The 23,035-nt window shown below is 48.2% G+C and carries 22 protein-coding genes and 1 other annotated feature; of the genes, 3 read left to right on the top strand and 19 right to left on the bottom strand.

What is annotated here, in order from left to right; all coding sequences use genetic code 11:
- Window positions 1-382: 382 nt before the first annotated feature.
- Window positions 383-1,879: a glutamate/gamma-aminobutyrate family transporter YjeM gene (gene yjeM, locus ACKTR5_RS00490; protein WP_407878269.1), complete on the top strand. Its 1,497-nt coding sequence runs from the start codon at window positions 383-385 to the stop codon at window positions 1,877-1,879.
- A 598-nt stretch (window positions 1,880-2,477) separates the two neighbouring features.
- Here yjeM and glnA read toward each other — a convergent pair.
- From glnA to ACKTR5_RS00470, 4 genes are all read right to left on the bottom strand, one after another.
- Window positions 2,478-3,818, bottom strand: a complete 1,341-nt coding sequence (gene glnA, locus ACKTR5_RS00485) for a type I glutamate--ammonia ligase (RefSeq protein ID WP_407878268.1) — start codon at window positions 3,816-3,818, stop codon at window positions 2,478-2,480.
- Window positions 3,819-3,852: 34 nt separating this feature from the next.
- Window positions 3,853-4,221, bottom strand: coding sequence for a MerR family transcriptional regulator (locus tag ACKTR5_RS00480; protein ID WP_407878267.1), 369 nt, complete (start codon window positions 4,219-4,221; stop codon window positions 3,853-3,855).
- Window positions 4,222-4,401: 180 nt separating this feature from the next.
- On the bottom strand, window positions 4,402-5,328 hold the full coding sequence (miaA, locus tag ACKTR5_RS00475) for a tRNA (adenosine(37)-N6)-dimethylallyltransferase MiaA (protein ID WP_407878265.1): 927 nt from the start codon (window positions 5,326-5,328) through the stop codon (window positions 4,402-4,404).
- A complete protein-coding gene (locus tag ACKTR5_RS00470; protein ID WP_407878264.1) occupies window positions 5,318-6,046 on the bottom strand; it encodes a glycerophosphodiester phosphodiesterase family protein in 729 nt (242 codons plus the stop codon). The genes miaA and ACKTR5_RS00470 overlap by 11 nt, the downstream gene beginning before the upstream one ends.
- Window positions 6,047-6,130: 84 nt before the next feature.
- Here ACKTR5_RS00470 and ACKTR5_RS00465 point away from each other — a divergent pair, with 84 nt between their 5' ends.
- A complete protein-coding gene (locus ACKTR5_RS00465; protein ID WP_407878262.1) occupies window positions 6,131-6,307 on the top strand; it encodes a DUF3042 family protein in 177 nt (58 codons plus the stop codon).
- 78 nt (window positions 6,308-6,385) lie between these two features.
- Here ACKTR5_RS00465 and ACKTR5_RS00460 read toward each other — a convergent pair whose 3' ends face one another.
- The 6 genes from ACKTR5_RS00460 to ACKTR5_RS00435 form a co-directional block, all read right to left on the bottom strand.
- Window positions 6,386-6,814, bottom strand: coding sequence for a rhodanese-like domain-containing protein (locus tag ACKTR5_RS00460; protein WP_407878260.1), 429 nt, complete (start codon window positions 6,812-6,814; stop codon window positions 6,386-6,388).
- 46 nt (window positions 6,815-6,860) lie between these two features.
- Window positions 6,861-7,103 (bottom strand): YqgQ family protein, encoded by a 243-nt coding sequence (locus ACKTR5_RS00455; protein ID WP_407878258.1) that lies wholly within the window; start codon window positions 7,101-7,103, stop codon window positions 6,861-6,863.
- 23 nt (window positions 7,104-7,126) lie between these two features.
- Complete coding sequence (locus tag ACKTR5_RS00450) at window positions 7,127-7,822, bottom strand: rhomboid family intramembrane serine protease (RefSeq protein ID WP_407878256.1); 696 nt, start codon at window positions 7,820-7,822, stop codon at window positions 7,127-7,129.
- Window positions 7,823-7,828: 6 nt separating this feature from the next.
- A complete protein-coding gene (locus ACKTR5_RS00445; protein ID WP_407878255.1) occupies window positions 7,829-8,380 on the bottom strand; it encodes a 5-formyltetrahydrofolate cyclo-ligase in 552 nt (183 codons plus the stop codon).
- 70 nt (window positions 8,381-8,450) lie between these two features.
- Window positions 8,451-8,600 carry a 50S ribosomal protein L33 gene (gene rpmG, locus ACKTR5_RS00440; RefSeq protein WP_083483979.1) on the bottom strand — a complete coding sequence of 50 codons (150 nt, stop codon included), beginning with the start codon at window positions 8,598-8,600 and terminating at the stop codon, window positions 8,451-8,453.
- 98 nt (window positions 8,601-8,698) lie between these two features.
- On the bottom strand, window positions 8,699-10,744 hold the full coding sequence (locus ACKTR5_RS00435; protein ID WP_407878479.1) for a peptidoglycan D,D-transpeptidase FtsI family protein: 2,046 nt from the start codon (window positions 10,742-10,744) through the stop codon (window positions 8,699-8,701).
- 191 nt (window positions 10,745-10,935) lie between these two features.
- Here ACKTR5_RS00435 and ACKTR5_RS00430 point away from each other — a divergent pair, with 191 nt between their 5' ends.
- A complete protein-coding gene (locus ACKTR5_RS00430) occupies window positions 10,936-13,569 on the top strand; it encodes a YfhO family protein (RefSeq protein WP_407878253.1) in 2,634 nt (877 codons plus the stop codon).
- Between the two features lie 65 nt (window positions 13,570-13,634).
- Here the strand turns inward: ACKTR5_RS00430 and ACKTR5_RS00425 are convergent, their stop codons facing one another.
- From ACKTR5_RS00425 to ACKTR5_RS00385, 9 genes are all read right to left on the bottom strand, one after another.
- Window positions 13,635-13,949 carry a HesB/YadR/YfhF family protein gene (locus tag ACKTR5_RS00425; protein ID WP_407878251.1) on the bottom strand — a complete coding sequence of 105 codons (315 nt, stop codon included), beginning with the start codon at window positions 13,947-13,949 and terminating at the stop codon, window positions 13,635-13,637.
- 116 nt (window positions 13,950-14,065) lie between these two features.
- Window positions 14,066-15,067 carry a lipid II:glycine glycyltransferase FemX gene (locus tag ACKTR5_RS00420; protein ID WP_407878249.1) on the bottom strand — a complete coding sequence of 334 codons (1,002 nt, stop codon included), beginning with the start codon at window positions 15,065-15,067 and terminating at the stop codon, window positions 14,066-14,068.
- A 154-nt stretch (window positions 15,068-15,221) separates the two neighbouring features.
- Complete coding sequence (gene greA, locus ACKTR5_RS00415; RefSeq protein ID WP_407878248.1) at window positions 15,222-15,707, bottom strand: transcription elongation factor GreA; 486 nt, start codon at window positions 15,705-15,707, stop codon at window positions 15,222-15,224.
- Between the two features lie 397 nt (window positions 15,708-16,104).
- Window positions 16,105-16,779 (bottom strand): uridine kinase, encoded by a 675-nt coding sequence (gene udk, locus ACKTR5_RS00410; protein WP_407878247.1) that lies wholly within the window; start codon window positions 16,777-16,779, stop codon window positions 16,105-16,107.
- A gap of 24 nt (window positions 16,780-16,803) precedes the next feature.
- Entirely contained in the window at window positions 16,804-17,922 is a 1,119-nt protein-coding gene (mltG, locus tag ACKTR5_RS00405) for an endolytic transglycosylase MltG (protein ID WP_407878245.1), read from the bottom strand.
- A gap of 295 nt (window positions 17,923-18,217) precedes the next feature.
- Window positions 18,218-20,629, bottom strand: a complete 2,412-nt coding sequence (gene pheT / locus ACKTR5_RS00400) for a phenylalanine--tRNA ligase subunit beta (protein ID WP_407878244.1) — start codon at window positions 20,627-20,629, stop codon at window positions 18,218-18,220.
- Window positions 20,630-20,638: 9 nt separating this feature from the next.
- On the bottom strand, window positions 20,639-21,685 hold the full coding sequence (pheS, locus tag ACKTR5_RS00395) for a phenylalanine--tRNA ligase subunit alpha (RefSeq protein WP_407878242.1): 1,047 nt from the start codon (window positions 21,683-21,685) through the stop codon (window positions 20,639-20,641).
- Between the two features lie 104 nt (window positions 21,686-21,789).
- Window positions 21,790-22,023 (bottom strand) — a binding site (T-box leader).
- Window positions 22,024-22,075: 52 nt separating this feature from the next.
- Entirely contained in the window at window positions 22,076-22,417 is a 342-nt protein-coding gene (locus tag ACKTR5_RS00390; protein ID WP_407878241.1) for a winged helix-turn-helix transcriptional regulator, read from the bottom strand.
- 64 nt (window positions 22,418-22,481) lie between these two features.
- The gene (locus tag ACKTR5_RS00385) at window positions 22,482-22,982 is read right to left on the bottom strand and encodes an HD domain-containing protein (protein WP_407878239.1); all 501 of its coding nucleotides are present in this window, start codon (window positions 22,980-22,982) and stop codon (window positions 22,482-22,484) included.
- Window positions 22,983-23,035: the final 53 nt, after the last annotated feature.

The following is a 23,035-nucleotide window of genomic DNA, read 5'->3' as shown; positions in this document are numbered from 1 at the left end:
TTTCTTGATTACGTGATTAGCTTAACGAGGTTTTGTCGATTTAGGAAGCGCTTTCACTAAAAGCCAAACGCTTTGAGAACGGCCTGTTACACGTTTCATTTCATGAAACATGTAACACGGCGTCAAATGAGTGATGCCATTAGTGTTCACTCCATTATTGCGATTACACACCGTACATTTATTCAATGTTGCATGAAACAATTATCGCCGACAATCAACCATTCTTCTTCGTGAAAGTTTGTCATAACAGTTCTTACCATCTATATTTGTGCTAAAATAGGTACCATTGTTTTAATTATTTAATGTATATTTTTTCATTCGGGTGGCAACACTTAATGACACCACCCTTTCATCCTGGCGTTTAGATTGGAGTCCTTATACAGTGGAAGAAACACAGCAGCACAACAAGATTGGCCTCGTCGGCCTGATCCTCATGGTTTTTACCTCCATTTACGGATTGAACAACACGACCGTGGCGTTTGATCAAATGGGATACGCAGCGATTTTTTGGTACATCCTCGCCGCCATTTTATTTTTCTTACCAATTGTTTTGATGTTTGCCGAATACGGGGCATCGTTTAAAGCGGCGCACGGTGGGATTTACTCCTGGCTGGCTGAATCCATCGGTGAGCGCCTGGCCTTTATCGGGACGTTCATCTGGTTATCCGGCTGGATCGTTTGGCTAGTATCAGAATGCGCCAAGGTCTGGATTCCCTTTTCAACGGCTTTTGCCGGCCATGATACCACCCAGTCATGGCATTTTCTTGGATTAAACTCCACGGAAACGGTCGGGATTCTTGCCATCATCTGGATGATCGTCGTTACCTACTTTTCAACTCACGGGATCAATCAGATTGCCCGGTTTGCAGCGTTTGGTGGTGCATTTACCCTGATCATTACAGCCTTTTTTATGATCATCAGTGTCGTATTGCTGATCATGCAACACGGTCACCTTGCCGAACCCATGACCACCCACGCGATTTTTCACTCACCAAATCCCCAGTTTAGTTCGCCAATTGCGCTCATGTCGTTCGTTGTCTACGCCATCTTCGCGTATGGCGGGATGGAAACAATGGGTGGTGTGATCGATAACGTCAAGCATCCGGCCAAAACGTTTCCCCGTGCCATGCTTATTTCAACGTTTTTGATGCTCTTCATCTACGCAGTCGGGATCTTTTTATGGGGTGTTAGTGCTAACTGGCACCACATCCTCGGTAAGGGTTCCACCGATTTAGGAAACGTGCTTTACGTCTTAATGAATAACCTCGGGGTCACCCTTGGCCACGCGATGAATCTGTCGCCCCATGGCGCCACTGTTTTAGGAAACTGGTTTGGTCGTTTGATCGGTGTGGAAGAATTTCTATCTGATACCGGAGCCTTCTTCGTTCTGGTCTACGCCCCATTAAAGGCCTTCATCATGGGCACACCTGCGAAATTTTGGCCAAAACGCATCACAAAATTGAACCGGTACCAGGTGCCAGCTTTTGCCATGTGGACCCAAGCAGTTATCGTGGCGGTTGTTATCTTCGCCGTTTCGTTTGGCGGTAGCAGCGCCCAGGCCTTTTATACCGTCTTGACGGATATGGAAAATGTCTCATCGGCCTTTCCGTACCTCTTCTTGGTGGGTGCCTTCCCGTTCTTCAAACGGCGCCTCGATTTAGAACGACCATTTGTTTTTTACAAATCACACCGGACCACGTGGACGGTCACGACCATTACCTGGTTGACCGTTTTCGCCGGCATCTGTTTCACCATGATCCAACCCGTTTTGGAACATGACTACTACACCGCTTTCTGGACAATCATCGGCCCCATCTTCTTTGGTGCTGTTGCCTGGGCATTCTACAACCACGCAGTTAGGAAAACGGACTTATCGTAAGTTACGCTACTAAAAAATCCCCGGTAAAATGCTAACGTGAATTTTACCGGGGGATTTTTTTACGTTCGGGTGCGCCATAATGGCACTCATTTTTCGATATTACTATAATTTTTAAATTAGATATCGATAACATTTATCCTTCAATGATTGTTCTCACCGTCATTATCTTAGATAATAAACCTGTTGCCAACCCACACTTGCAACAGTGGGGAGGTGTTGTTTGATGTTTCGTGATCTTTTTTCACCGTTGATTGTCGGCGTCCTTGTTGCTTTATTTACGGACTGGTTAGCCCGTCGGCGACACAAATAATGATTTGGCAACACGCTAACCCACCCGTTTAGCCTTATATAAACGTAAAAAAGCCCCCTGACTAGTGTAAGTAGTCAGGGGGCTTGGTGTTGTTTGGTTCCATGATCTTTTATGGGTTTAGTATAGCATGCTTTCGTCCCTAACGGAAGTCATCACTTAAATATCCTTGAAGCATTATTTTTAGAAGGAATATCACATCTCAGAGCTACAAAGTCGCTGAAACGCGACAGTGGGCGCAGACCCTTTCTTAGCTAAGTAGGCCTAATCGCGCCCACTTTCGCTCTCTATTTAATACTGTTCCAAATATTGATCGCGTTCCCACTTCGTTACTGCCTGACGGTAGGATGCCCATTCCAGTTTCTTTGCTTCCACAAAGCTCTGGTACAAGTGATCCCCTAGGGCAGACTTCATCGTTGGATCAGCCTGTAATGCCTTTGTTGCGTTATGCAAGTTGTCTGGTAAGTTACTAATGTGGTTGGCTTCCCGTTCACTCTCATCCATCGAGTAAATGTTTCGATCCACCGAATCCGTTGGCGTTAGGCCGTTACGGATCCCGTCCAGTCCCGCCTCTAGCATCGCTGCAATCGCCAGATATGGGTTGGCTGACGGATCGACCTGCCGCAATTCCAGCCGCGTTGAGTTTCCCCGGGCGTTTGGAACCCGAACAAGTGGTGACCGGTTTGAACCAGACCACGCCACGTAAACAGGGGCTTCAAATCCTGGAACCAACCGTTTGTATGAGTTCACGATGGGGTTAACGACCGCTGTGAAGGCCCGGGCATGTGCCAACAAACCACCAAGGAAGTGGTAAGCCGTGTCACTTAGCTCAAGCTCGCCTTCTGGATCATAAAAGGCGTTTCCTTCAGCCGTCGATAATGACATGTTCATGTGCATCCCTGAACCGTTAATGCCTTCCAATGGCTTTGGCATAAACGTCGCAAACAAGCCGTACTTTCGGGCAATGGTCTTAACAACCAACTTAAACGTCTGGATGTTGTCCGCTGCTTCCAGTGCATCCGCATACTTAAAGTCAATTTCATGTTGACCAGGTGCGACTTCGTGATGGGCGGCTTCAACTTCAAAGCCCATTTTTTCCATTTCGAGCACGATATCACGACGGCAGTTTTCACCTAAATCCATTGGGGCCAAGTCAAAATAACTCCCCTTATCGTTTAGCTTCAACGTTGGTTCACCGTCTTCATCCATCTTAAACAAGAAGAATTCTGGTTCAGGACCAATGTTAAACGACGTGAACCCGGCATCCTTCATTTCGTTCATTACCCGAATGAGGTTGTTCCGTGGGTCGCCCGCAAATGGTTCGCCATCAGTCGTGTAAACTTCACAGATCACTCTGGCGACCTTTCCGTGTTCACTCCCCCATGGGAAGACCATCCACGTGGACAAGTCAGGATAAAGGTACATGTCACTTTCTTCAATGCGCACAAACCCGTCAATGGACGAGCCGTCAAACATTAACTTGTTATCCAGCAACTTTTCGAGCTGACTCGTAGGGACTTCCACATTTTTGATGGAGCCCATTAAGTCAGTAAACATTAACCGTAAAAATTCCACGTGTTCCGTTTTAACCAGTTGCCGAATCTCATCCTTGGTGTATACCTTTTTTGCCATGTACTGCTCATCCTTTCTTGTTCCGTGACCAGTTCTAAAAGGGCCGCCCCAGATGCTGCCGTGGTGGTCGCATTCCTGCCAATTGCTGCATTTCATCCTCCAACATCCGCCGTGCCCGTTGATCTGAAACTCGCTGGGCATCCGCTAGTGCCTGTTGGTGGGCCTTACGTGCAAGTTTCCGCATCGTTTCAAAATCCATCCCGCTTGCCAAGCCATCCTTCACTTCCAGCAACCGGTCAACATCATTCAATGAATACCGCCGGCGATTGCCTTCGTTGCGAGCTGGATGAACCAGATCCTGGGTTTCATAATAACGAATTTGGCGAGGTGTCAGTGCTGTCAGTGCCACCACGGTACTCATTGGTAAAACTGCTAATGACCGCCGTAATTGCTTTTCTGACATCACTGCCCCCTTCTTTTACGCTGCACATGATTTAACAGGTGTATCATCCCACCAACACCAATTCCTGTCAATCGTTCATGTTAGAACTTCTGACATAAGCAGGGCATTTTCATAACTAGCGAACAGTGCCAATAAAAAAAGTGACCATCTGAACACGTTCAGACAACCACCATCGACCAGTCATTTAATTGAGTGGCGCCACTGACTAACTGCCGCGGCGACGTCGCTAATTTGATTCTGCCCGCTAACCAGGTCAAACCAGGTAACCGGTAACTGGTGCCGAAACCACGTTAGTTGACGTTTAGCATAGTGCCGCGAATTTCGTTTCAATAATTCAACTGCCGCCGCTCGATCCATTTGGCCGTTTAACATCGGAAACAACTCCTTGTAGCCGATGCCCTTGCCCGCCTGAAGCGTAAGGCCGCCCTGATCAAGCAACCATTTGGCCTCCTCAACTAGGCCGTTTGCCATCATGAGGTCGACCCGTTGATTGATCCGATCGTACAACACCGCCCGGTCTGTATTCAAACCAACAATGAATGCGTCATATTGATCGGGTTGATCCGTTTGCTCCAGGATGGAGTGACCAGTGCTCGCATAAACTTCCAGCGCCCGCACCAACCGGCGGACATTTCCCGCCGGAATGGTGGCAGCGACAGCGGGGTCCACAGCGTTTAGTTTCGCCCATAGCCACTCAGCACCATGTTCATCAGCTAGCGCCGTCCACTTAGCTCGCAAGGCTTCATCGGCCGGCGAACCCAGCTGCATGCCCTTCAACAACGCTTGGAAGTAAAAACCGGTGCCGCCGACAATGATTGGCAAGTGCCCTCGTGCCGTGATCTCTGCAATCAACATTTCGGCGCGGGCCACAAAGTCCGCCACGGTAAAGCCATCCGTCACGTCACGCTCATTGATCAGATAATGGGGAATTCCATCCTGTTCATCAGGCGTTACTTTGGCCGTCCCAACGTCTAAGTGCCGATACACCTGCATGGAATCTCCGGAAATGACTTCACCATCGAACTGATGGGCCAATTGAATCGACAGGGCCGTTTTCCCCACCGCCGTTGGCCCTACGATCAAAAGCACTTGTGGTTTAGTTGTCATCGTTCATCACCTCTTGTCTCAATTGTTGTGCTAATACCGGTTGATCTGTAATCACTGCGCCAAGGCCTGCCTGAAAACACAGCCGTAAGTCGTCCGGCTGATTGACCGTCCATCCGCGTCGTTGCGCTGGGTTTGATAAGCGCTGGTGGCGAATGGCCCAGCGCACCCAACTGATTTTCGGATGGGTGCTTGTGATCACGCCAGTTGCTTCTAAACGGGTGGTCACCCGGGTTGGCCACCGAAACAATTGTGCCCGGTCAATGTCAGGTGCCAAGGCTGCCAGTTGTTGAAGGGACTGGCTTGAAAAACTACTGAACACAATGGTAAATGGCCACGCTTGTTGAGCCAACGTCGCCACCTGCGCTTCAAGACCCGGATAACGGACATGATCTGTTTTTACTTCAATGTTCAATACGCCGGTAAACTGATGGGCCGTTAGCCACGTTAACGCATCACTGAGGGACCATAAACGCTCCGCTGGTTCATGTCGCAGCGGTAACCGACGTAGATCCGTCCACTGCCACGTATTGACCAGTCCTTGACCCGTAGTGATTCGATCAATGGCTTCGTCATGAATCAAAACGGGCACACCATCAGCCGTTTGCTGGACGTCCGTTTCAATCCCGTCAACCCCGAGTGCAAGGGCCGCTTCAAACGCTGATTGTGTATTTTCAACTCCCTGAGTAATCAGTCCCCGGTGGGCAATGATCAATGTCATAAATTTTCCATTCTTTCCGCTGGACGTCCTTCCCAAAAAACGACATAATGAATGTGTTACTAAACCATTGAGGAGGTCATCTGCATGAAATCATTCAATAAAGGCTTTTTAGTTGGCGTTATCGCTTCACTTGGGGCCGTTGCCGCAAGTTTGGTGTCATTCCACAAAACGGTTATCACACCAATCGAAGCCGAAGAAGACCGCATCGACGACAACCGCCGTCGCGCTCTACGCAAGTCACGTTCTTCACACCAAGGTTAATCAACTGAGTGTTGCACAGCGCACTTAGATAATGAAACAGGCACTTATGGATGATTATTCCATAGGTGCCTGTTTTGATTAGTACTTGCTGGATTTGGTCTTGCCTTCCCAACGACCGTAGCCGCCCTTCAGGATAAACAACTTGGTGTAGCCGTTGTTGGCTAACCGAAGTGCAGCCCGACCACTTAACGTCCGGCTTTCATCGTATAAATAGACAGGTAAATCTTCACGGATTTCCTTAAACCGTTGGCTGAACGTTGAGTAAGGAATGTTCCGGGCGCCTAAAATATGACCCGCGTCAAAATCCTTCTTCTCACGAACATCAATAATTTGGGCCCGGCGCATTCCCGCCTGGAACTCTTCCTGGTCCAACATGGTTGCGGCACGATTCCGCCGCACCACCATCACAATGCGCCAGATCACCCAGCCCACCACGATCGTTAACCCAACAATATCAAAAATCCATTCAGCAATCGACATCGCAACTAACACAACACATTCCCCCATCTTTTAAACCTAATACACACATTGTACACATTTGCCGGCGCACTGCCTAGGCTTGCCCAGAATTTTCCGGTTTCTGTTCCTCAATGTGGTGTTCATGATTCAAGACAACCTTCGCCTGAAGCCACGTTGGTTTATCGATGGTGTTCATTTTGTATAGGTTATCTAACTCGAGGGCCATCACCTCAATGTCCCACAACCGCTTTCCGACATAAACGTAGATGCCAAACATTTTCAGCAGTTGTTGCACATCGTATAACGTCCGTAATGACGCTGGTTCACCACGATACATGTTTGTTTACCTCCGTTTTACCATTACATAATTAATAGCAGCACTGCGCTCACAGCGCCAAGACCAATGACCCCTAATCCACGCCACCAGATCGGCAAACGACGGTAGCTATGATTAGCTGGAACCCAAAGGATCATCGCAACAACAAAGCCGCCCAGAAGGCCCCCAATGTGCCCCCAGATGTCCACGCCAGCACTAAAGAGGTCAAAGACTAAGTTTAAGACCACCAGTAAGCCAAATTGACGCGCAACCTGCCGTAAATACGGGTTCGCTCGTTCAATGATCCCGAGAATGATAAACGCACCAAACAGGCCAAAAATGGACGTACTGGCACCCGCAGAAAGTGTGTGTGGTTGAAAAGCAGCACTCCACGCGTTCCCTGTGAAGCCACTGACCACGTAAATCACGAGCATCCGCCAGTGGCCGAAGAGTGATTCAATTTGCACGCCTAAGAAGTACAACACCACCATGTTTAGCCCAATGTGCATCACGCTCATGTGAATAAACATTGGTGTAAACAAGCGCCACCACTGTCCCGCTTGAATGAGTGGTGTGTACCGGGCACCAGCTTCTAACAGTGCCTGGCCGGAAAATGTGCTGTTTAGAGAAACGGCCGGTAATTGGTACCGAAACACCATCCATAAAAAGACCAGCACATTAATGGTCACCAACGTAATCGTCATTGGTGAGCCGTTTACGAATCGTCGCCATCGTCTCATGTGTTGTTACCCCTCCTGAAGCGAAATTAATTGCTGAATTTTAACGTCGAATCGTTCTACCGCCCACGTCGCGACATGATGCCGTTGCGCTGGGAGAACTAAACTAGTGGTCGGCCCGGCATATTGGGCCAGATAACGGTCATAGTAACCGGCACCAAAGCCCACCCGGCTTCCATCGTCAGCAAACGCAACGCCTGGAACAACGATTAAGTCATGCTTGTTTGGTGCAATAACCGTTCCGCCAACCGGTTCCTCGAGACCAAATTTGGTCGTTTCAAACGTCACTCCTGGTCCCAAGGCCACAAATTCCATTTGCCGGTGCGCTAACGTTCTTGGCACCGTTACCGTCTTTCCCGCTGCTAACGCCTGCGCGATCAACGGCCTGGTATCCAGTTCAATGGCCGTACTCATGGTCAATCCAATGGTCGTGGCTTTTTGCCATTCTGGCCGACCAATCAGCCCGGCAATAAGTTGTTGGCTCTGTGCCACTTTATCCGTGGCTGATAATCTTTCTAATGCCGCCAGTGTCTGCTGACGAACGACTTGTTTTGTTTGCATGTTGCACCCCGTTAGTTGCTTAAAAAAAACAAAAAAGCGTCTGAGAAAATTCCCAGACGCTAATCAGTCATTACTTAGTTTCACGGTGCAAAGTAACTTTGCGATCGTGAGGGCAGTACTTGTTTAATTCAACCCGGTCTGGATTGTTGCGCCGATTTTTTGATGACAAGTATGTTTGTCGACCACATTCGGTGCATTCTAAGGTAATGTGTACGCGCATCTTTAACCCTCCACTCTACTTGAAATTGGCGAAGACGCCTCAACTCAAACAATTCTATCATTATTTTTGCGTTCTGACTAGTCTTTTGTCAGAAATGATTAACTTGCTTCGCTCGAATTGGTGACATTCTTCCAGTATAACTTGTAAATCTCGGCCGCAATGTTCTGGTTAACCAGGTATGACGAGGTCGTCTCTGGCAACCCTGGCACGGCCACAGCAACGGCAACCTGTGGGTTCTTCGTTGGTGCATATGAAATAATACTTGAAGTAACCGTTTGTTGCCCGTTAACGTATGTTTCGGCCGTCCCAGTTTTAGCAACGATTCCTGGCTTTAAATCTTCCAGGACAGTCGCCCCAGTCTTATGAGGCGATGACCCGTTGACCACTTGCCACATCCCTTGTTTGATGATGGCCTTGGCTTCTGGGGACGCTTCGACGTAGTTTAAGGCTGTTGGTTCTGCTTGGTAGTCCACAGCCCCTAGCGTCCCGTCATTCTTCGTTGACCGGACTTGTGAGACCACGTATGGCTTCATCCGGTAACCACCATTAGCTAACGTTGAAACGTACTGCCCCAACTGGAGCGTTGTGTACGCGTCATAGTTACCAAATGCTTCAACCAACGCAGACCCAATTTGCTTCCGGGTCGATAACCCCTTCAAACCAGCTGATTCACCAGGAATGTCAATCCCTGTCTTCACGCCCAGTCCGTACTGGTTAAAGTTGTTCCGGAGCTTCTGAAACATGTCCGTTGGTAATCCCTCAATGGAGGCCCCTTGTGAATACTTATAGCCAACCATCTTCATGGCGACCTGAACGGCATAGGAGTTGGAAGATGTTTCCAGCGCCATGGCTGCATCCATTGGGTAAGACCCATTTTGGTTCCAGTCCGTCGAAATCTTCGACGTTCCCGTTAAAATAATTGGTTGGTCGTTCAATGTGTTATTGGATGGCGTTAATGCACCAGATTCAAACCCACCAGTCAGCATTGCTGGTTTAACGACGGATCCCATAACAATTGGTTGGTTAATGGCCCCTAACGCATCTGTCGTCACTTTCCCAGTCGTTGGGTTCCGTGAATCACCAGCCATCGCTAAGACAGCCCCGGTATTCGGGTTCATGACAACAGCATAGGCCCCCTGACACGTTCCACCAGGCAATTGATCATCGATCACCTTTTGAACGGCATCCTGGAACTTCGCATTGATCGTCAAGACAAGGTTTGACCCCTTCTTACCCGCATATTCCTGAGTTTCCTTCGTGATGGTGGAGTTGCTGCTAACTTCCACGGATGTCCGGGATTTTGTCCCCTTTAGGATCGGTTCGTAGGCTTTTTCAATGTAACTTGAACCAACGGAGTCATTTCGTGAATACCCTTGTGAGAGTAGTTGGTTAACTTCGTCTTCTGGCAATCCTTGCTTTTCGGTAGTCACCGTTCCAACAAACGACTTCACGGAATTTCCTGATGGATAATCACGTGACCAACTCGTCGAGGTCTTTACACCAGGCATTTCGGACATGTGCTCCCCAATTTGAGATACTTCTGTCGCCGTAACGTCTTTTTCCTTGATGTACGTTGTCGATAAGGAATAGGCCCCGTTCATCTTGGTAAAGATGGCTGCTGCATTTTTCTGTGCGGCCGTTAATTGAGGTTCGTGGGCCACCACGTAATCTTGGGTTGCAGTTTGCAACGCATTATCACTCATTGCGGCCGCCTTAGGAATTTTCGCAACCACTTTTGCCATGTTCTTTTCATTCGCGAGGTAGTAAATGGCAATCTGACGGCTCGTTAAGGCATCACTTGATACAGACAGATACTTGCCAAGCCGGTTAGACACCTTAAACATATCGGCCCCAGTGACGTTAATTCCCTTCGTGTAACTAATGGCCTGGTGGGCTTCATTACCAACCAGCACCTTCCCCGTTGAATCGTAAATCATTCCCCGTTGAACGCTATTTGTTTCGATTGTGTTTGCAGTCCGGTTAACCTCTGCCTTAAGCTCGGCTCCGTTTTGGATCTGCAAGTACGCCATTCGCCAACCGAGGACGGCTAACAGAACAAACACGATCACCAACAATATATTTAACCGGATGGGGATCCGGGTCGTTTGATCATCGCGATTGCTTTGTGCCCGTCGCCGTTGCATAAACTTTTTAAACACTAGCCCTCTAACCTACCTTATCTACCTTGTCGATCATTCATCATAATCATTAAATTTCGGCAAAGTGCTTTGCCGAGTAAAAAGTATCGTCTATCATTGTAAAGGAAGTCGTAGAAAAGCTAAAGTCTCGCCACGAATCTTTACGCTTTTTTGAGAGAAAGGAATTCACATCCCGCATGATTAAACAACATTTTACAAAACACTGGCCCCTTTACCTGAGCTTTTTCATTCCGGCCCTCCTCATGACAAGCTACTTTGCTTGCCGAGGGATGGCTCCGTTTGGCTCTAGCTCACTCCTAACTGTCGACATGGGCCAACAATACATCGATTTTTACGCCTTTTTCCGCAATACATTGCTTCACCACCCAGGAAGCTTCTTTTACAGTTTCAGTAAGGCACTTGGCGGTGAAACGTCCAGCCTGTGGGCCTATTACTTAATGAGTCCGTTCAACTTCCTGATTTTGCCCTTCAGTCGTGGCGGCCTGAGCGCTGGTGTCTTTTTGATCACCGTCATGAAGTATGGGAGCGCCGGGTTAAGCATGGCGTGGGTCCTTCAACGGTTACGGTTGCAACGTGGCTGGCGTTTACCGATGTTTGCCATCGCGTATGCTTTGTGTGGCTGGACCGTTGCAAACCAGCTCAATCTGATGTGGCTCGACGCCCTTGTAACGCTACCACTAGTCGTTTACGGGTTGGAACGCTTACTCACGGCTCACCACTGGTTGCCTTACGTTTGCTGGCTTGGTGTGACGTTCATCGTGAACTACTACATGGCCTACATGGTCGCCTTATTTACCATCCTGTACGTTTTGTTTAGCTTGGTGTGGCACCGGTTCACGTGGCGCACAAGTCTCCTTAATCTTTGTCGCTATGCGGGTGCCTCCGTTATTGGAGGCGGGTTAGCCGCCATCATCCTCATTCCGACCTACTTCGCATTGCAGCTTAGCAAGGCCTCCTACACCGTTGTTAAGGTCAAGTGGGCATTTGACTACATGCCAGCTAAAATGCTCGGTAAGCTCTTCCCAGGGGGCTTTAACTTTGCTCAGATGCCAAAGGGGCAACCCAACATTTTTGTGGGGGCCGTTGTTCTGTTACTTGTTATTGCCTTTTTCATCGAAACACCCCTGCACTGGTCCGTTAAACTGACGGCCGGACTGATTACGGTCTTCCTGCTCCTGTCCATGTGTTTCACGCCGCTAAACTTATTGTGGCACGCAGGCCAATTTCCCATTTGGTACCCGTACCGTTTTTCCTTTGTCTTTTGTTTCTGGTTAATCTGGCTGGCAGCCATTGCCTGGCCGACCCCGCAACCACTCCGCTGGGAAACCATCGGGACTGCGGCTGGGTTACTAGCTGTCATTGTTGGCTCCCTGCTCATTTCCCTCCACAGCGTTAACTTTCTTACCGTGGGCCAAATCATCACTGGCAGTAGCTTCATGTTGATTGCCCTATTGCTGTTAGCCCCATGGCCTGGTGATCACACCTGGATGTTGCCAATTCTTGTGTTATTGACTGCCGCCGACCTTGGTACAAACGTGGTCCTGTCGCTAAACAAAATTAGTTATGTCCCGCAGGCTCAATTTAGCACCTACACGGATGCCATTGATTCCGCCAGCACCACGGTAAAATCTTTGGATGATGATCTTTACCGCATCGGCTCCACCTTCCAACGAACGAAAGATGATCCCATGCAGGGCGACTACTTTGGTGGGTCACATTTCGGCTCCACCCTGGAGCGCAAAACGACCGGTTTTTATGACCTCACCGGGAACCCCGATGGTGATGGGTTTGTCACATATGCGAACGGGACGAAGTTTATGGACGCGTTGCTTAACATGAAGTATTTCTGGACGGCAAACGAGACGACCGCTCAAAATCATAAGTCTACCGCGTACAAAAACATGCCGACACTCACCTACAAACCAGACATCACCAGCAGTCATGATTTGGTTCACTCCAGTACTGACATCCGCACGTACAAGAACCCGGATGCACTGGGGATGGGGTTCATGGCCGCAGCCAGCACCCTTTCAGTCAAAAACATTTATCGTGATCCAATGACGAATCAAAATCAGCTCTGGAACGCATTCTTAGGTGAACCAAGCACGAACAAACTGTTTACCGCCGTTAATTTTGATTCACTTAACGTCACCAACACCAATAAAATTACCAATATCACCGGGGCAACCCTCAACAAGACCAACTTGAAAAAGCCGGCCAGCATGACGTTGCACTTCACGCCGACAACGGATGATGCGTACTACCTGTCAATTGGTTCTAACCTTCAAAAAGATAACGTCACGATCCTGCTTAACGGTCAGCCGCTGAGTCAATACGACACGTATCGCAACACGGTTTTGGTGAACCTTGCCAGTGGTCAAAAGGATCAGCCACAGACCATTACGTTTGAACTGAAAAAACCAACGTTGTGGCTTCAAAACGTCACGTTGTACCACTTGCCAAATGCTCAATACAAACACGGCATTAAACGGCTTCAACAACATCCCCTGCTCGTCACCTCATGGGGACAGACCCACATCAATGGAACCGTCACGGCCACCAAGGATCAACCAGTCCTCATGACCAGCATTCCGGCCCAAGCGGGTTGGCACGTTAAGGTCGATGGTCACACAGTCACACCAACGACCATCGCCGACGAATTCATGGCACTCCGATTATCACCAGGCCATCATGATGTTAGTTTCACCTACCGGCCACCGTACTTTTTGACTGGGCTCATCGTCACCATCATTGCGGCCTGCTTAACGGCCGGCACTGAATGGGTGTACCGACGCAAGCACCTCGGCTAATCATTACAAAATAAGGGCCCGCACAGACATTGATTGTCTATGCGGGCCCTTATTGTAACCACCATCTAGTTCATGTTGGATTCTGGTTGCGCTACATATTCGTAATGCGGTTCATCTAATTTATCGTCGTAATCAATCACAAAATCATAGCCAGCAAAAAACCATGCGTCACCATAGTTCACAAAGTATTTGATGCCATCTTTTTCGGTCTCACCAACTGGGCGATCAGGATCTTTATCCGGGACCATGGCCATGGAAAAACCATCATGCACTGGTGTCTTTCCGTAGACCTTCCCATAAAACTTCATGCCATCGCCGGGTTTTAAGCCCACTTCATCTTGAAACCACTTACTGGCTGCATCTGTCACTGTAATCTGCATGCCGCTTGCCTCCACTCAATGAATTCGCTTTCATGAACTAACTTTAGCACATTCGCTTGTGAACGCAAGCAATTAAAATCGGCTAATGGCTTGGTGTGATTGGCATCACAATGTTTTTACTTGTGAAGAAAACGGGCATACGCATCTGCGTCATAGACCTTATCGATTTCGCCAAGGTATTCTGTCGCTTCACGGACGTACCCATGTTTGAATAACCACAATCCATCACTCTTATCAAGCGCAAACACACCACCAAGGTCGTAACGATCCTTTTTAGCGGCCAGGGCTTCCGTAATCATTTCCCATTGGATCCGGTATGGTGCCAGCAGTTTTGGTTCTGCATTAACACTACCACCGTACATGTACCACAGTTTGTCCCCGTACTTAAAGGCCAATGAGCCAGCTAAGTCTTGGGTCTCTGAGTGCGCAATGAAGATCCGTAAAATATCGGTATCAGCAAACGCCGTCACCATCCGATCAAAGTAGTCCCGTGGCCGGTACGTAATCCCCTGCCGGTGACTCATTTCTTCATACAACGCATAAAAACGGTCCATTTCGGCCATGCTGTTTCCAGCTTCAACCATCAATTCAGGCTTGATGGAATGGCGCACGTCATGGCGAGTGTTTGGTCGGAACGTCATCAACACATCATCAGCGCTCTTATCCTTTAAGTCCATCACCATGTTAAACCGGGGTTGGATGGTGTCATGCATCCCCACGTTCCGGTTCCGCACTTCATATCCATGCGCAGTAAACTCAGCTGAGAGATCGTCACTGTACACGACCTCAGGGTCCATCCGTAACACGTACACGTTGTTTTCACGTAGCGCTGGTTCTGCTTCGGCAACCAGGGCGTCAATCGTTGCAACGTCGGTTGGATCGCAAACGGGGCCCTTTGAACAGTAAGCAAGCTTTTCCCCATCTTCGTTTGCAATCATCAAAATTGACATTGCCGCGGTGATTTTTCCATCAGCCTCTAACGTGATGTGGAGCGGTTCCCAATTGTTTTTAATTGCACCCCAACCGGGATCCTGGGTGATTGATGTAAACGGTGCGTTACGGACAAATTCCGTGTACCGCGCCATTGCTGCTTGATCTTGTTCATTAATAACGGGCATGTTTAATTTCCTTTCTCAATTCGAGCATTCGTCTAACTAGGATAATAGTTTACCGTAGTTTTTTGCAAACAACAATTCAGCATCCTGATAACTAAAAACGTGCGCGTGCTGGATGACCTACATCATCTGCACCCGCACGTTTAATTAAATGAACTTAGTCAGCGTTTTCTACCGTGAGGATGGCAACTTGCATGCTACCCACTGGGAGTTTAACTTCAACTTCGTCCCCCACCTTATGACCAATCAAGCTCTGGGCAATTGGTGAGTCGTTTGAGATCTTTCCGGTTGTTGGGTCTGCTTCTGCGGCCCCCACAATCGTGTATGTCTCTGGTTCTTCATCTGGTAATTCTTTGAACGTGACGTTCTTCCCTAAGGAAACTTCGTCACTTGCAACACCAGAGTTGTCAATAATTTCAGCGTTATGAATCATTGCTTCAACCAGGGAGATCCGTGATTCAATGTTTGACTGTTCGTCTTTTGCTGACTCGTATTCAGAGTTTTCTGAAAGGTCACCGTAACTTCTAGCGATCTTGATCCGTTCGATGATTTCTGGACGGGTCACTAATTTTAAGTGCTCTAATTCTTCTTCAAGATTTTTAAGACCTTCTTCGGTCATTGGGTATGTTTTTTCTTCAGCCATTTTTAATGTAACTCCTTTGTCACTAATTTCAACAGTCACAAGGTTACCATGCACAACTGTCCTTGTAAACGGACTAACCGAGAAAATTGCCGGATTCATTAGATTTAACGTTTGGCTTATACAAAACGGAGTCTTTCACGGACTAAAGTAAGTCGGTTGCTGCCGTTTGAAAACGCGAAAGCTAGCACAGGCTCTGGCTCATCTAACAAAAAAATCGGTGTCTGTGGACAAAAAACGTCCATAACATTGAGTGCGTTCCCATCCTTTCTTTGTTTTCGTTGCCGAAAACGCGAAAGCTAGCGCAGGCCTTGGCTCATCTAACGAAAAAATCGGTGTCCGTGGACCAAAAACGTCCACAAACACCGATTTTTTCGTTACCTGAGTTAGCCTAAACGTGCTAGCTTTTGCTCTTTTGTGCTTTAAACATACTGTCCTTACCATCTTTTGCCAAGATGTCGCGGATCTTTGTTGACAACAGGTCAATGGCCACCGTATTTTCGCCACCCTCGGGCACGATCAGGTCTGCGTAACGCTTTGTTGGTTCCACAAACTGATGGTACATTGGCTTCACTGTTGCCAGGTATTGGTCGATGACGTTGTCTAATGTCCGGGCCCGTTCGTTAATGTCCCGTTCAATTCGGCGAATGATTCGAATGTCGTCATCTGTGTCCACGTACACCTTAATGTCCATCAAATCACGTAACCGGGGATCATCCAAAATCAAGATTCCTTCCAGGATGATGACATCACGTGGTTCTTGATGTTCAGTTTCAGTGCTTCGCGTTAATTCTTTGTAATCATAAACAGGCTTTTCAATGGCCTCATAGTTGATTAAGTGCGTGAGCTGTTCGATCAGGAGATCGTAATCAAAAGCTAAGGGGTGATCATAGTTCACGGCCCGGCGTTCAGGAATCGTCATTTCCGCCTGATCGTTATAGTAGGAATCCTGCTGCAAAATCAGGATCGAATGGCCAGCCAACTGGTTATAAATGGCTTGGCTAACGGTTGTCTTTCCGCTCCCAGAACCACCAGTCACACCAATTACAACCGGACGCTTTGCTTGTTCTGTCATTACCCTGTCTCCTTTTCGTTTACCCTATTTTTGTTTGCTGTTATCGCTTTGATACTTACTTGTGTAAGCATTTTGTTCATCAAGTGTCTTTGAGTAATGAATCTTCCCAGTCTTCATGTTGGCCACAAAGTACAGGTATCCTTGATCTTCATTTGCTGGTTGTGCCACCGCTTCAATTGCACTTAACCCAGGGTTGTTAAACGGTCCAGGACCGTAACCCGTGTTGGCGTACAGGTTATATGGTGAATCAACCTTTAAATCAGCTAAGGATAAGTTTGGCTTCTTCTTGTTCAGTGCATATTGCACGGAAACATCAGATTGTAATGGCATGTCAGCCTTGATCCGGTTGAAGAAGACACCAGCAACAGTTTGCATATCGCTTGCCGTGTTGGCTTCCTTTTGCGCCAATGAGGCTAACGTCATCGCTTGTTGAACCGTCAAGCCTTCAGATTGGAAACTGCTGAGGTACGGTTGAACACGTTGATTAGTTGCCGCAACCATTTGTTCAACCAGTGCCTTTAAGGTTGCTGGCTTCTTGGTGTCGTAAACGGCTGGGAATAGGTACCCTTCAAGGTGATAACGCACCCCAGTTGATGACATACTGGATGACAATAAGTCAGGGTATGTCTTAGCTAAGCCCTTAACAAAACTTTCGTCCTTCATCAGGTCCAAAAATTCTTGCTTGGTGTACTTAGAATGTTTTGGCAAGGATTCGGCGATCTGTTCAACCGTTTCACCTTCTGTAATTAACAGTGAATTCTTTGCAGTGGTCAATAACGGCATGTCTGACCCGGGTTGATTCAATTTCTTCGCGATTTGTTTAACCGTCATGTTCTTCGTCACAACGAAATAACCGGCCTTAAAATCAGCCATGTTATTATCAGCCGTGTACTTATTAAACGCGCTGGCGTTCTTAATGGCGCCCTCTTTTTGAAGCGCTGTGGCAACCTGTTGAGCCGTGGCCCCTTGTTCGACTTGAACCTGCACCTTTTTATGGCTGCTTGGATTAACGGCTTTTAGGTTGTTAGAATAACTGATATTGCGGAAAAGAATACCCCCAACAATGATAACAATCACTGCAAGGAAAATCCCGATCAGCCAGTTACGGCCCGTGTGTTGACGCGGACGTGTACGACGTTGCATAAAGTTTGCCCCCTAATTTAAAATCATCCTTTACATTGTAGCGAAAAATGCTGTTCAAAACTACACTCACTTGAGCAATGACACGATTTTGACATAATTAACCGGTTTAGTGGTCTCTCAAATCCGCTAAAAGTGCCCCCTATCAATGCGTTTTTCCCTGTTTTCGTTGCCGAAAACGCGAAAGCTAGCACAGGCTCTGGCTCAGGTAACACAAAACAGGTTCTCATGGACAGAAATCGTCCATAAGAACCTGTTTTGTGTTACCTGAGTTAGCCTAAACGCGCTAGCTTTCGCTCTACCTAATTTCTGCCTCGAAGCTTGTTTCCAGTTCCTTCACGACCTTATCGAAGGACTTTGTTACATCCGCTTCCACCAACGTTGCCTTCACATCCTGGAACGTTAATGTATATGCCAATGATTTCTTCCCGGCTGGCAGATGGTTACCCGCGTAAACATCAAACAGTGTAACGTCCACCAAGTGAGCGCCGCCACGTTTTTCAATGGCTCCAATCACATCCGCGTTTGTCACCGTTTCATCGACCAAGATGGCCACATCCCGCGTTACTGCTGGGAACTTCGAAATTGGTGCGTACTGCTGCCGGTCATGGTCCGCATCAATCAAGGCCTGCAAGTTCAGTTCAAACACAAACGTTGCCGGAATCTTGTAATCAACCGCAATCGTTGGGTGCACTTGACCCACAAACCCAACCAGTTCATCCCCCACGTAAACGTCTGCCGTTTGGCCGGGGTGCATTTCTGGCCGTGTTTGGTTCGCTTGATAGCTAACGGGTTTCGACAAGCCCATGTCGTGCAAGAACAGCTCAACGATCCCCTTCATGCTGAAGAAGTCAGCGGCCGCAGCCTTATTGTTCCATGTCGCTGGTGTCATTGTGCCCGTAATGGCACCCGCGATGTGTTCTTCTTCCAGTGGCCGAATGTCATCACCTTCGCGATAGAACACCCGTCCCTGTTCGTACAAACTGACATCCGTTTGCTTACGCGCAACGTTATACGCCACGTCGTCCAACAACCCGCTGATCAAGTTCATCCGCGCCGTTGTGTGATCAGAACTCATTGGGAAGTCCAATAACGTTGGTTCGCTATCCCGCATCATGAACTGTTCAGCCTTTGCCGTAGTCGTTAGTGCATAACTAATGGCCTGGTTTAAACCAGCACCTTCCAGCAAATGCCGGGCGTCACGCATGATCCGTTGCGCTGACGTCAATGAGCCCGGTGTGGTTGGTCCCGTTGGTAACGTTGATGGCAAGTTGTCATAGCCGTAAAGTCGGGCAACTTCTTCCATCAAATCAGCTTCGATCGCAATATCCCACCGGCGAACGGGAACCGTCACCGTGAACGTTTCCCCGTCGTTAGTCGTTGGGAAGTTTAAGTGATCAAATAACGTTTGCACAGCTGCTGCCGTTAACGTTGTGCCCAGCACATGGTTGATCCGGGTCAACGTAATTGGAACAACAACCGGATTAACCACCGTTTCACTACCAACTGCGGTTCCCGTAGCAACATCCCCAGCGCCCAGTTCAGCCATCAAGGCTGCGGCATGGTCCAACGTTGTCTGGTTGTCAGCTGGGTTGATCCCACGTTCAAACCGCATGGAAGCTTCCGAATGCAGGTTGAAATGACGCGCTGTTTTCCGAATGTGAATGGGTTCAAAGATGGCACTTTCAATGGCAATTGTCGTTGTATTGTCATCAATTTCTGTGTCCAACCCACCCATCGTTCCGGCTAAGGCGATGGCACGGTCGCCATCAGCAATCACCATATCTGTATCGCGCAACGTCCGTTCTTCGTCATCCAACGTGGTCAACGTTTCACCAGCATGTGCCAACCGAACGCTAATGTTATGACTCGTCAACTTGTCATAATCAAAGGCGTGCAAGGGTTGACCATACATCAACATCATGTAGTTGGTAACGTCAACGACGTTATTGATCGGCCGAATGCCCGCTTCCCATAACCGCTTTTGCAGCCATAGTGGGCTTGCTTGAACCGTCACATTTTGGACCACACGCATTTTATACGTTGGTGCTAACGCAGGGTCTGCCGTGACGTTAATGAGGTCGGCAACGTTGGCTGACGCTGCTTCTGTCAGGGTGAATTCTGGAAGTTTTGGTGTTTGACCGTAGATGGCGCCGACTTCCCACGCCGTTCCGTTCATGGAGTTCATGTCCCCACGGTTTGGTGTGAGGTCCGTTTCGATGATGTCGTCATCCATGCCCAAAATTGGAAAAACAGATTCACCAGGAACACTGTCAGCTGGCAAAATGTAGATCCCATCTTCGTAGTCACTTGGTGCGATCTTGGCATCAAAACCAATTTCTTGGAGGGCACACAGCATTCCGTTTGAAACGACGCCGCGCATCTTGCCCTTCTTGATCTTGTTGTGACCGCCGATCCAGGCACCAGGCATCGCAACGATCACCTTTTGTCCCACGGCAACGTTCGGCGCCCCACACACGATCTGTTGTGGTTCATCTTCGCCAACGTTCACCTGACAAACGTGCAAGTGATCTGAATCTGGGTGTGGTTCAACGCTCAACGTTTCCCCAACAATCAATTTACTCATGCCGTCGCTCATTTTGTAGACCCGGTCCACTTCAACGGCCGTTCGTTCAATCTTTTCACCGAGGTCCTTTGGGGCCACATCCAGGGTGAGGTACTCTGATAACCAATCTGTTGAAACTTTCATCGCTGTTGTTTACCCCCGTTTGTAAAATTGTGTTAGGAAACGTGTGTCATTTAGGTAGAAGTTCCGGATGTCGTCGACACCATACTTCAACATGGCAAACCGGTCCGGACCAAGGCCAAAGGCAAACCCACCATAAACGGAGGCATCCACGCCGGCCATCTTCAACACGTTTGGATGCACCATTCCGGCACCCAAAACTTCGATCCAGCCCGTGTACTTGCAGACCGCACAGCCCTTACCCAGACAGTTGAAACACGTGATGTCTGCTTCAACAGATGGTTCCGTGAATGGGAAGTAACTTGGGCGTAGCCGAACGTCAAACTGATCGCCGAATAGGTTTGCTGCCACCATTTCGAGCGTTCCCTTTAAGTCAGCCATCGTAATGTGCTTGTCGATCACAAGTCCTTCAACTTGATGGAACTGGTGGCTATGCGTTGCGTCATCTGTATCACGCCGGTACACACGGCCGGGGCTGATCATCTTCAACGGACCGTTACTAAAGTCATGGTTTTCCATGGCTCGGGCCTGATTAGGACTAGTGTGCGTCCGCATCAAAATGTCGGGTGTGATGTAGAACGTGTCCTGCATATCACGGGCAGGATGGTCCTTTGGCAAGTTCATCATTTCAAAGTTATGATGATCGTCTTCAACTTCTGGACCATCAACCACCTGGTACCCCATGCCAATAAACATGTCTTCCAACTGGTCAATGATGCTTTGAATCACGTGTGGTTGTCCCTGAGCCACAGGAACCCCCGGCAATGTAACATCCACTGTATCCGCAGCCAGTTGTGCGTTTAACGCAGCTGCTTCCAGTTCTTGACGCCGGGTTTCAATTGCCGTGGTAAGTTCATCGCGAATCTGGTTCGCAAAGCTCCCCACCTTTGGCCGTTCTTCAGCCGTTAAATCGCGTAGTCCCCGAAGTGCTTCCGTAATTGGCCCTTTTTTCCCTAATAATTGAACCCGAATCTCGTTAATTCGTTCCAAATTATCACTGTGTTTAATGTCTGCCAAACCATGATCATGTAGTTCTTGCAAACGATCTTTTAATGTCATGTGTCTCCTCCTTAAATGACGTACAACTACCTTGCTTTTGCGGTGCGTGATGCTCCGTTCGGACAGTAAAAAAGCATAAAAAAAGCCCCTTTCCTGTCCATCAGGAAAGGGACGACAATCCGCGGTACCACCCTTGTTGCCAGTGCGACAATCGTCCACTGACCACTCAAAGGCCATAACGGGGACCACCGGAGAATTTTTTGATGATCCTTACTAAATAAGGATCTCGCCCAATCTCTGCTCGAAAAGTGAATTCGTGTTACCTCATGTCGTGATTTCAGTCCATGTCACGACTCCCTGAAGGCGGTCACACTACTCTTTTTTGTCATCGCATTTATTGCTTACGAATCATTATTTTAGGCTAAGCCACTAGAAAGGTCAATGTCCAAACTAGCATTCAGGGCCACTCCACTTGTCTGACCACTCGTGGATCGTTGTCATCATGTCGTTCATGTCGCGTCCCTTGTCCGTTAACCGGTACTCGATCAACGTCGAGTTTTCGGATGCGTCACGCGTCACAATGCCTGCTTCTTCAAGTTCTTTCAATCGTTCAACAAGCATTCGGTCAGAACACTTATCAATGGAACTTGCGATATCTTTAAAGCGGAGGTCACCTTGAGCAAGTAGTGACTCAATGATGAGGCCGTTCCATTTCTTTCCAAGAATTGAAAACGTCTTTTCAAACTTCGGACACATCTTGAATTGTGCCAACTCTGTCATTGTCTCTGACATTTTTTTGTCCCCCCTTCGTTCGTTAATTGAACTTAACTACCCGTTGTTAATCACAACTGAGTCATTAACTAAATTTTAATTGGAGCCGTTGAACCATGGTCCGCCACTTGCGACGCGTATGATTCCCGTACTCATGGACTGCTTCGTAGTCATCCACCAGGGAGACCAACAAGCTTTCCTTATACTTTGGCAAGGCCATCGTCAATCCGAACATGTGCTTTAGGATGATGTCTTTTTCTAAATCAGACAGTTCCGTCAGCTTTTCCGCATTGCGTAATGAGACCCGAGGATGGATAAAGGCATGCGTCCCCAAGTCAAACTTTGTCGTCCGCCAATCGTAATAGAACAAATCATGTAACAGCCCAGCACGAGCAACCGCCTGATAGTCCCAGCCCCGCCGTTTGGCGATTTGGTAACTATCAAATGAGACACTTAAACAGTGTTCTAACCGCGTGCTGTTATGGTGTTGCGTGAAGTCTGCCAACCGTTGCACTTCTGGACGCGCTAGTAAATCGCTAACCAGCGCAACGTATTCAGCATCTTGCTTCCATTCATTTGGTTTCATTCAATGCTTCCTTTTCTTTAATTAACGAACAATTGTGAATCTGAAACGTATTG

The sequence above is a fragment of the Furfurilactobacillus entadae genome, assembly GCF_045862745.1.
GTDB classification, from domain to species: domain Bacteria; phylum Bacillota; class Bacilli; order Lactobacillales; family Lactobacillaceae; genus Furfurilactobacillus; species Furfurilactobacillus entadae.
Note: the sequence above shows the minus strand (reverse complement) of the source record. Positions and strands in the feature narration are given on the sequence as shown.

Coding starts and splice junctions, on each gene's coding strand:
- ACKTR5_RS00420 (WP_407878249.1), bottom strand. CDS start 15,067: ATGCCCGTTATTAATGAACAAGATCAAGCAGCAATGGCGCGGTACACG.
- ACKTR5_RS00460 (WP_407878260.1), bottom strand. CDS start 6,814: ATGGGGGAATGTGTTGTGTTAGTTGCGATGTCGATTGCTGAATGGATT.
- greA (WP_407878248.1), bottom strand. CDS start 15,707: ATGGCTGAAGAAAAAACATACCCAATGACCGAAGAAGGTCTTAAAAAT.
- ACKTR5_RS00435 (WP_407878479.1), bottom strand. CDS start 10,744: ATGCAACGGCGACGGGCACAAAGCAATCGCGATGATCAAACGACCCGG.
- pheS (WP_407878242.1), bottom strand. CDS start 21,685: ATGACATTAAAAGATCGTTTGCAAGAACTACATGATCATGGTTTGGCA.
- ACKTR5_RS00455 (WP_407878258.1), bottom strand. CDS start 7,103: ATGTATCGTGGTGAACCAGCGTCATTACGGACGTTATACGATGTGCAA.
- ACKTR5_RS00425 (WP_407878251.1), bottom strand. CDS start 13,949: ATGCAGATTACAGTGACAGATGCAGCCAGTAAGTGGTTTCAAGATGAA.
- pheT (WP_407878244.1), bottom strand. CDS start 20,629: ATGAAAGTTTCAACAGATTGGTTATCAGAGTACCTCACCCTGGATGTG.
- miaA (WP_407878265.1), bottom strand. CDS start 5,328: ATGACAACTAAACCACAAGTGCTTTTGATCGTAGGGCCAACGGCGGTG.
- rpmG (WP_083483979.1), bottom strand. CDS start 8,600: ATGCGCGTACACATTACCTTAGAATGCACCGAATGTGGTCGACAAACA.
- ACKTR5_RS00385 (WP_407878239.1), bottom strand. CDS start 22,982: ATGAAACCAAATGAATGGAAGCAAGATGCTGAATACGTTGCGCTGGTT.
- ACKTR5_RS00450 (WP_407878256.1), bottom strand. CDS start 7,822: ATGAGACGATGGCGACGATTCGTAAACGGCTCACCAATGACGATTACG.
- glnA (WP_407878268.1), bottom strand. CDS start 3,818: ATGGCAAAAAAGGTATACACCAAGGATGAGATTCGGCAACTGGTTAAA.
- ACKTR5_RS00465 (WP_407878262.1), top strand. CDS start 6,131: ATGAAATCATTCAATAAAGGCTTTTTAGTTGGCGTTATCGCTTCACTT.
- ACKTR5_RS00390 (WP_407878241.1), bottom strand. CDS start 22,417: ATGTCAGAGACAATGACAGAGTTGGCACAATTCAAGATGTGTCCGAAG.
- ACKTR5_RS00430 (WP_407878253.1), top strand. CDS start 10,936: ATGATTAAACAACATTTTACAAAACACTGGCCCCTTTACCTGAGCTTT.
- ACKTR5_RS00480 (WP_407878267.1), bottom strand. CDS start 4,221: ATGTCAGAAAAGCAATTACGGCGGTCATTAGCAGTTTTACCAATGAGT.
- udk (WP_407878247.1), bottom strand. CDS start 16,779: ATGACAGAACAAGCAAAGCGTCCGGTTGTAATTGGTGTGACTGGTGGT.
- ACKTR5_RS00445 (WP_407878255.1), bottom strand. CDS start 8,380: ATGCAAACAAAACAAGTCGTTCGTCAGCAGACACTGGCGGCATTAGAA.
- ACKTR5_RS00470 (WP_407878264.1), bottom strand. CDS start 6,046: ATGACATTGATCATTGCCCACCGGGGACTGATTACTCAGGGAGTTGAA.
- mltG (WP_407878245.1), bottom strand. CDS start 17,922: ATGCAACGTCGTACACGTCCGCGTCAACACACGGGCCGTAACTGGCTG.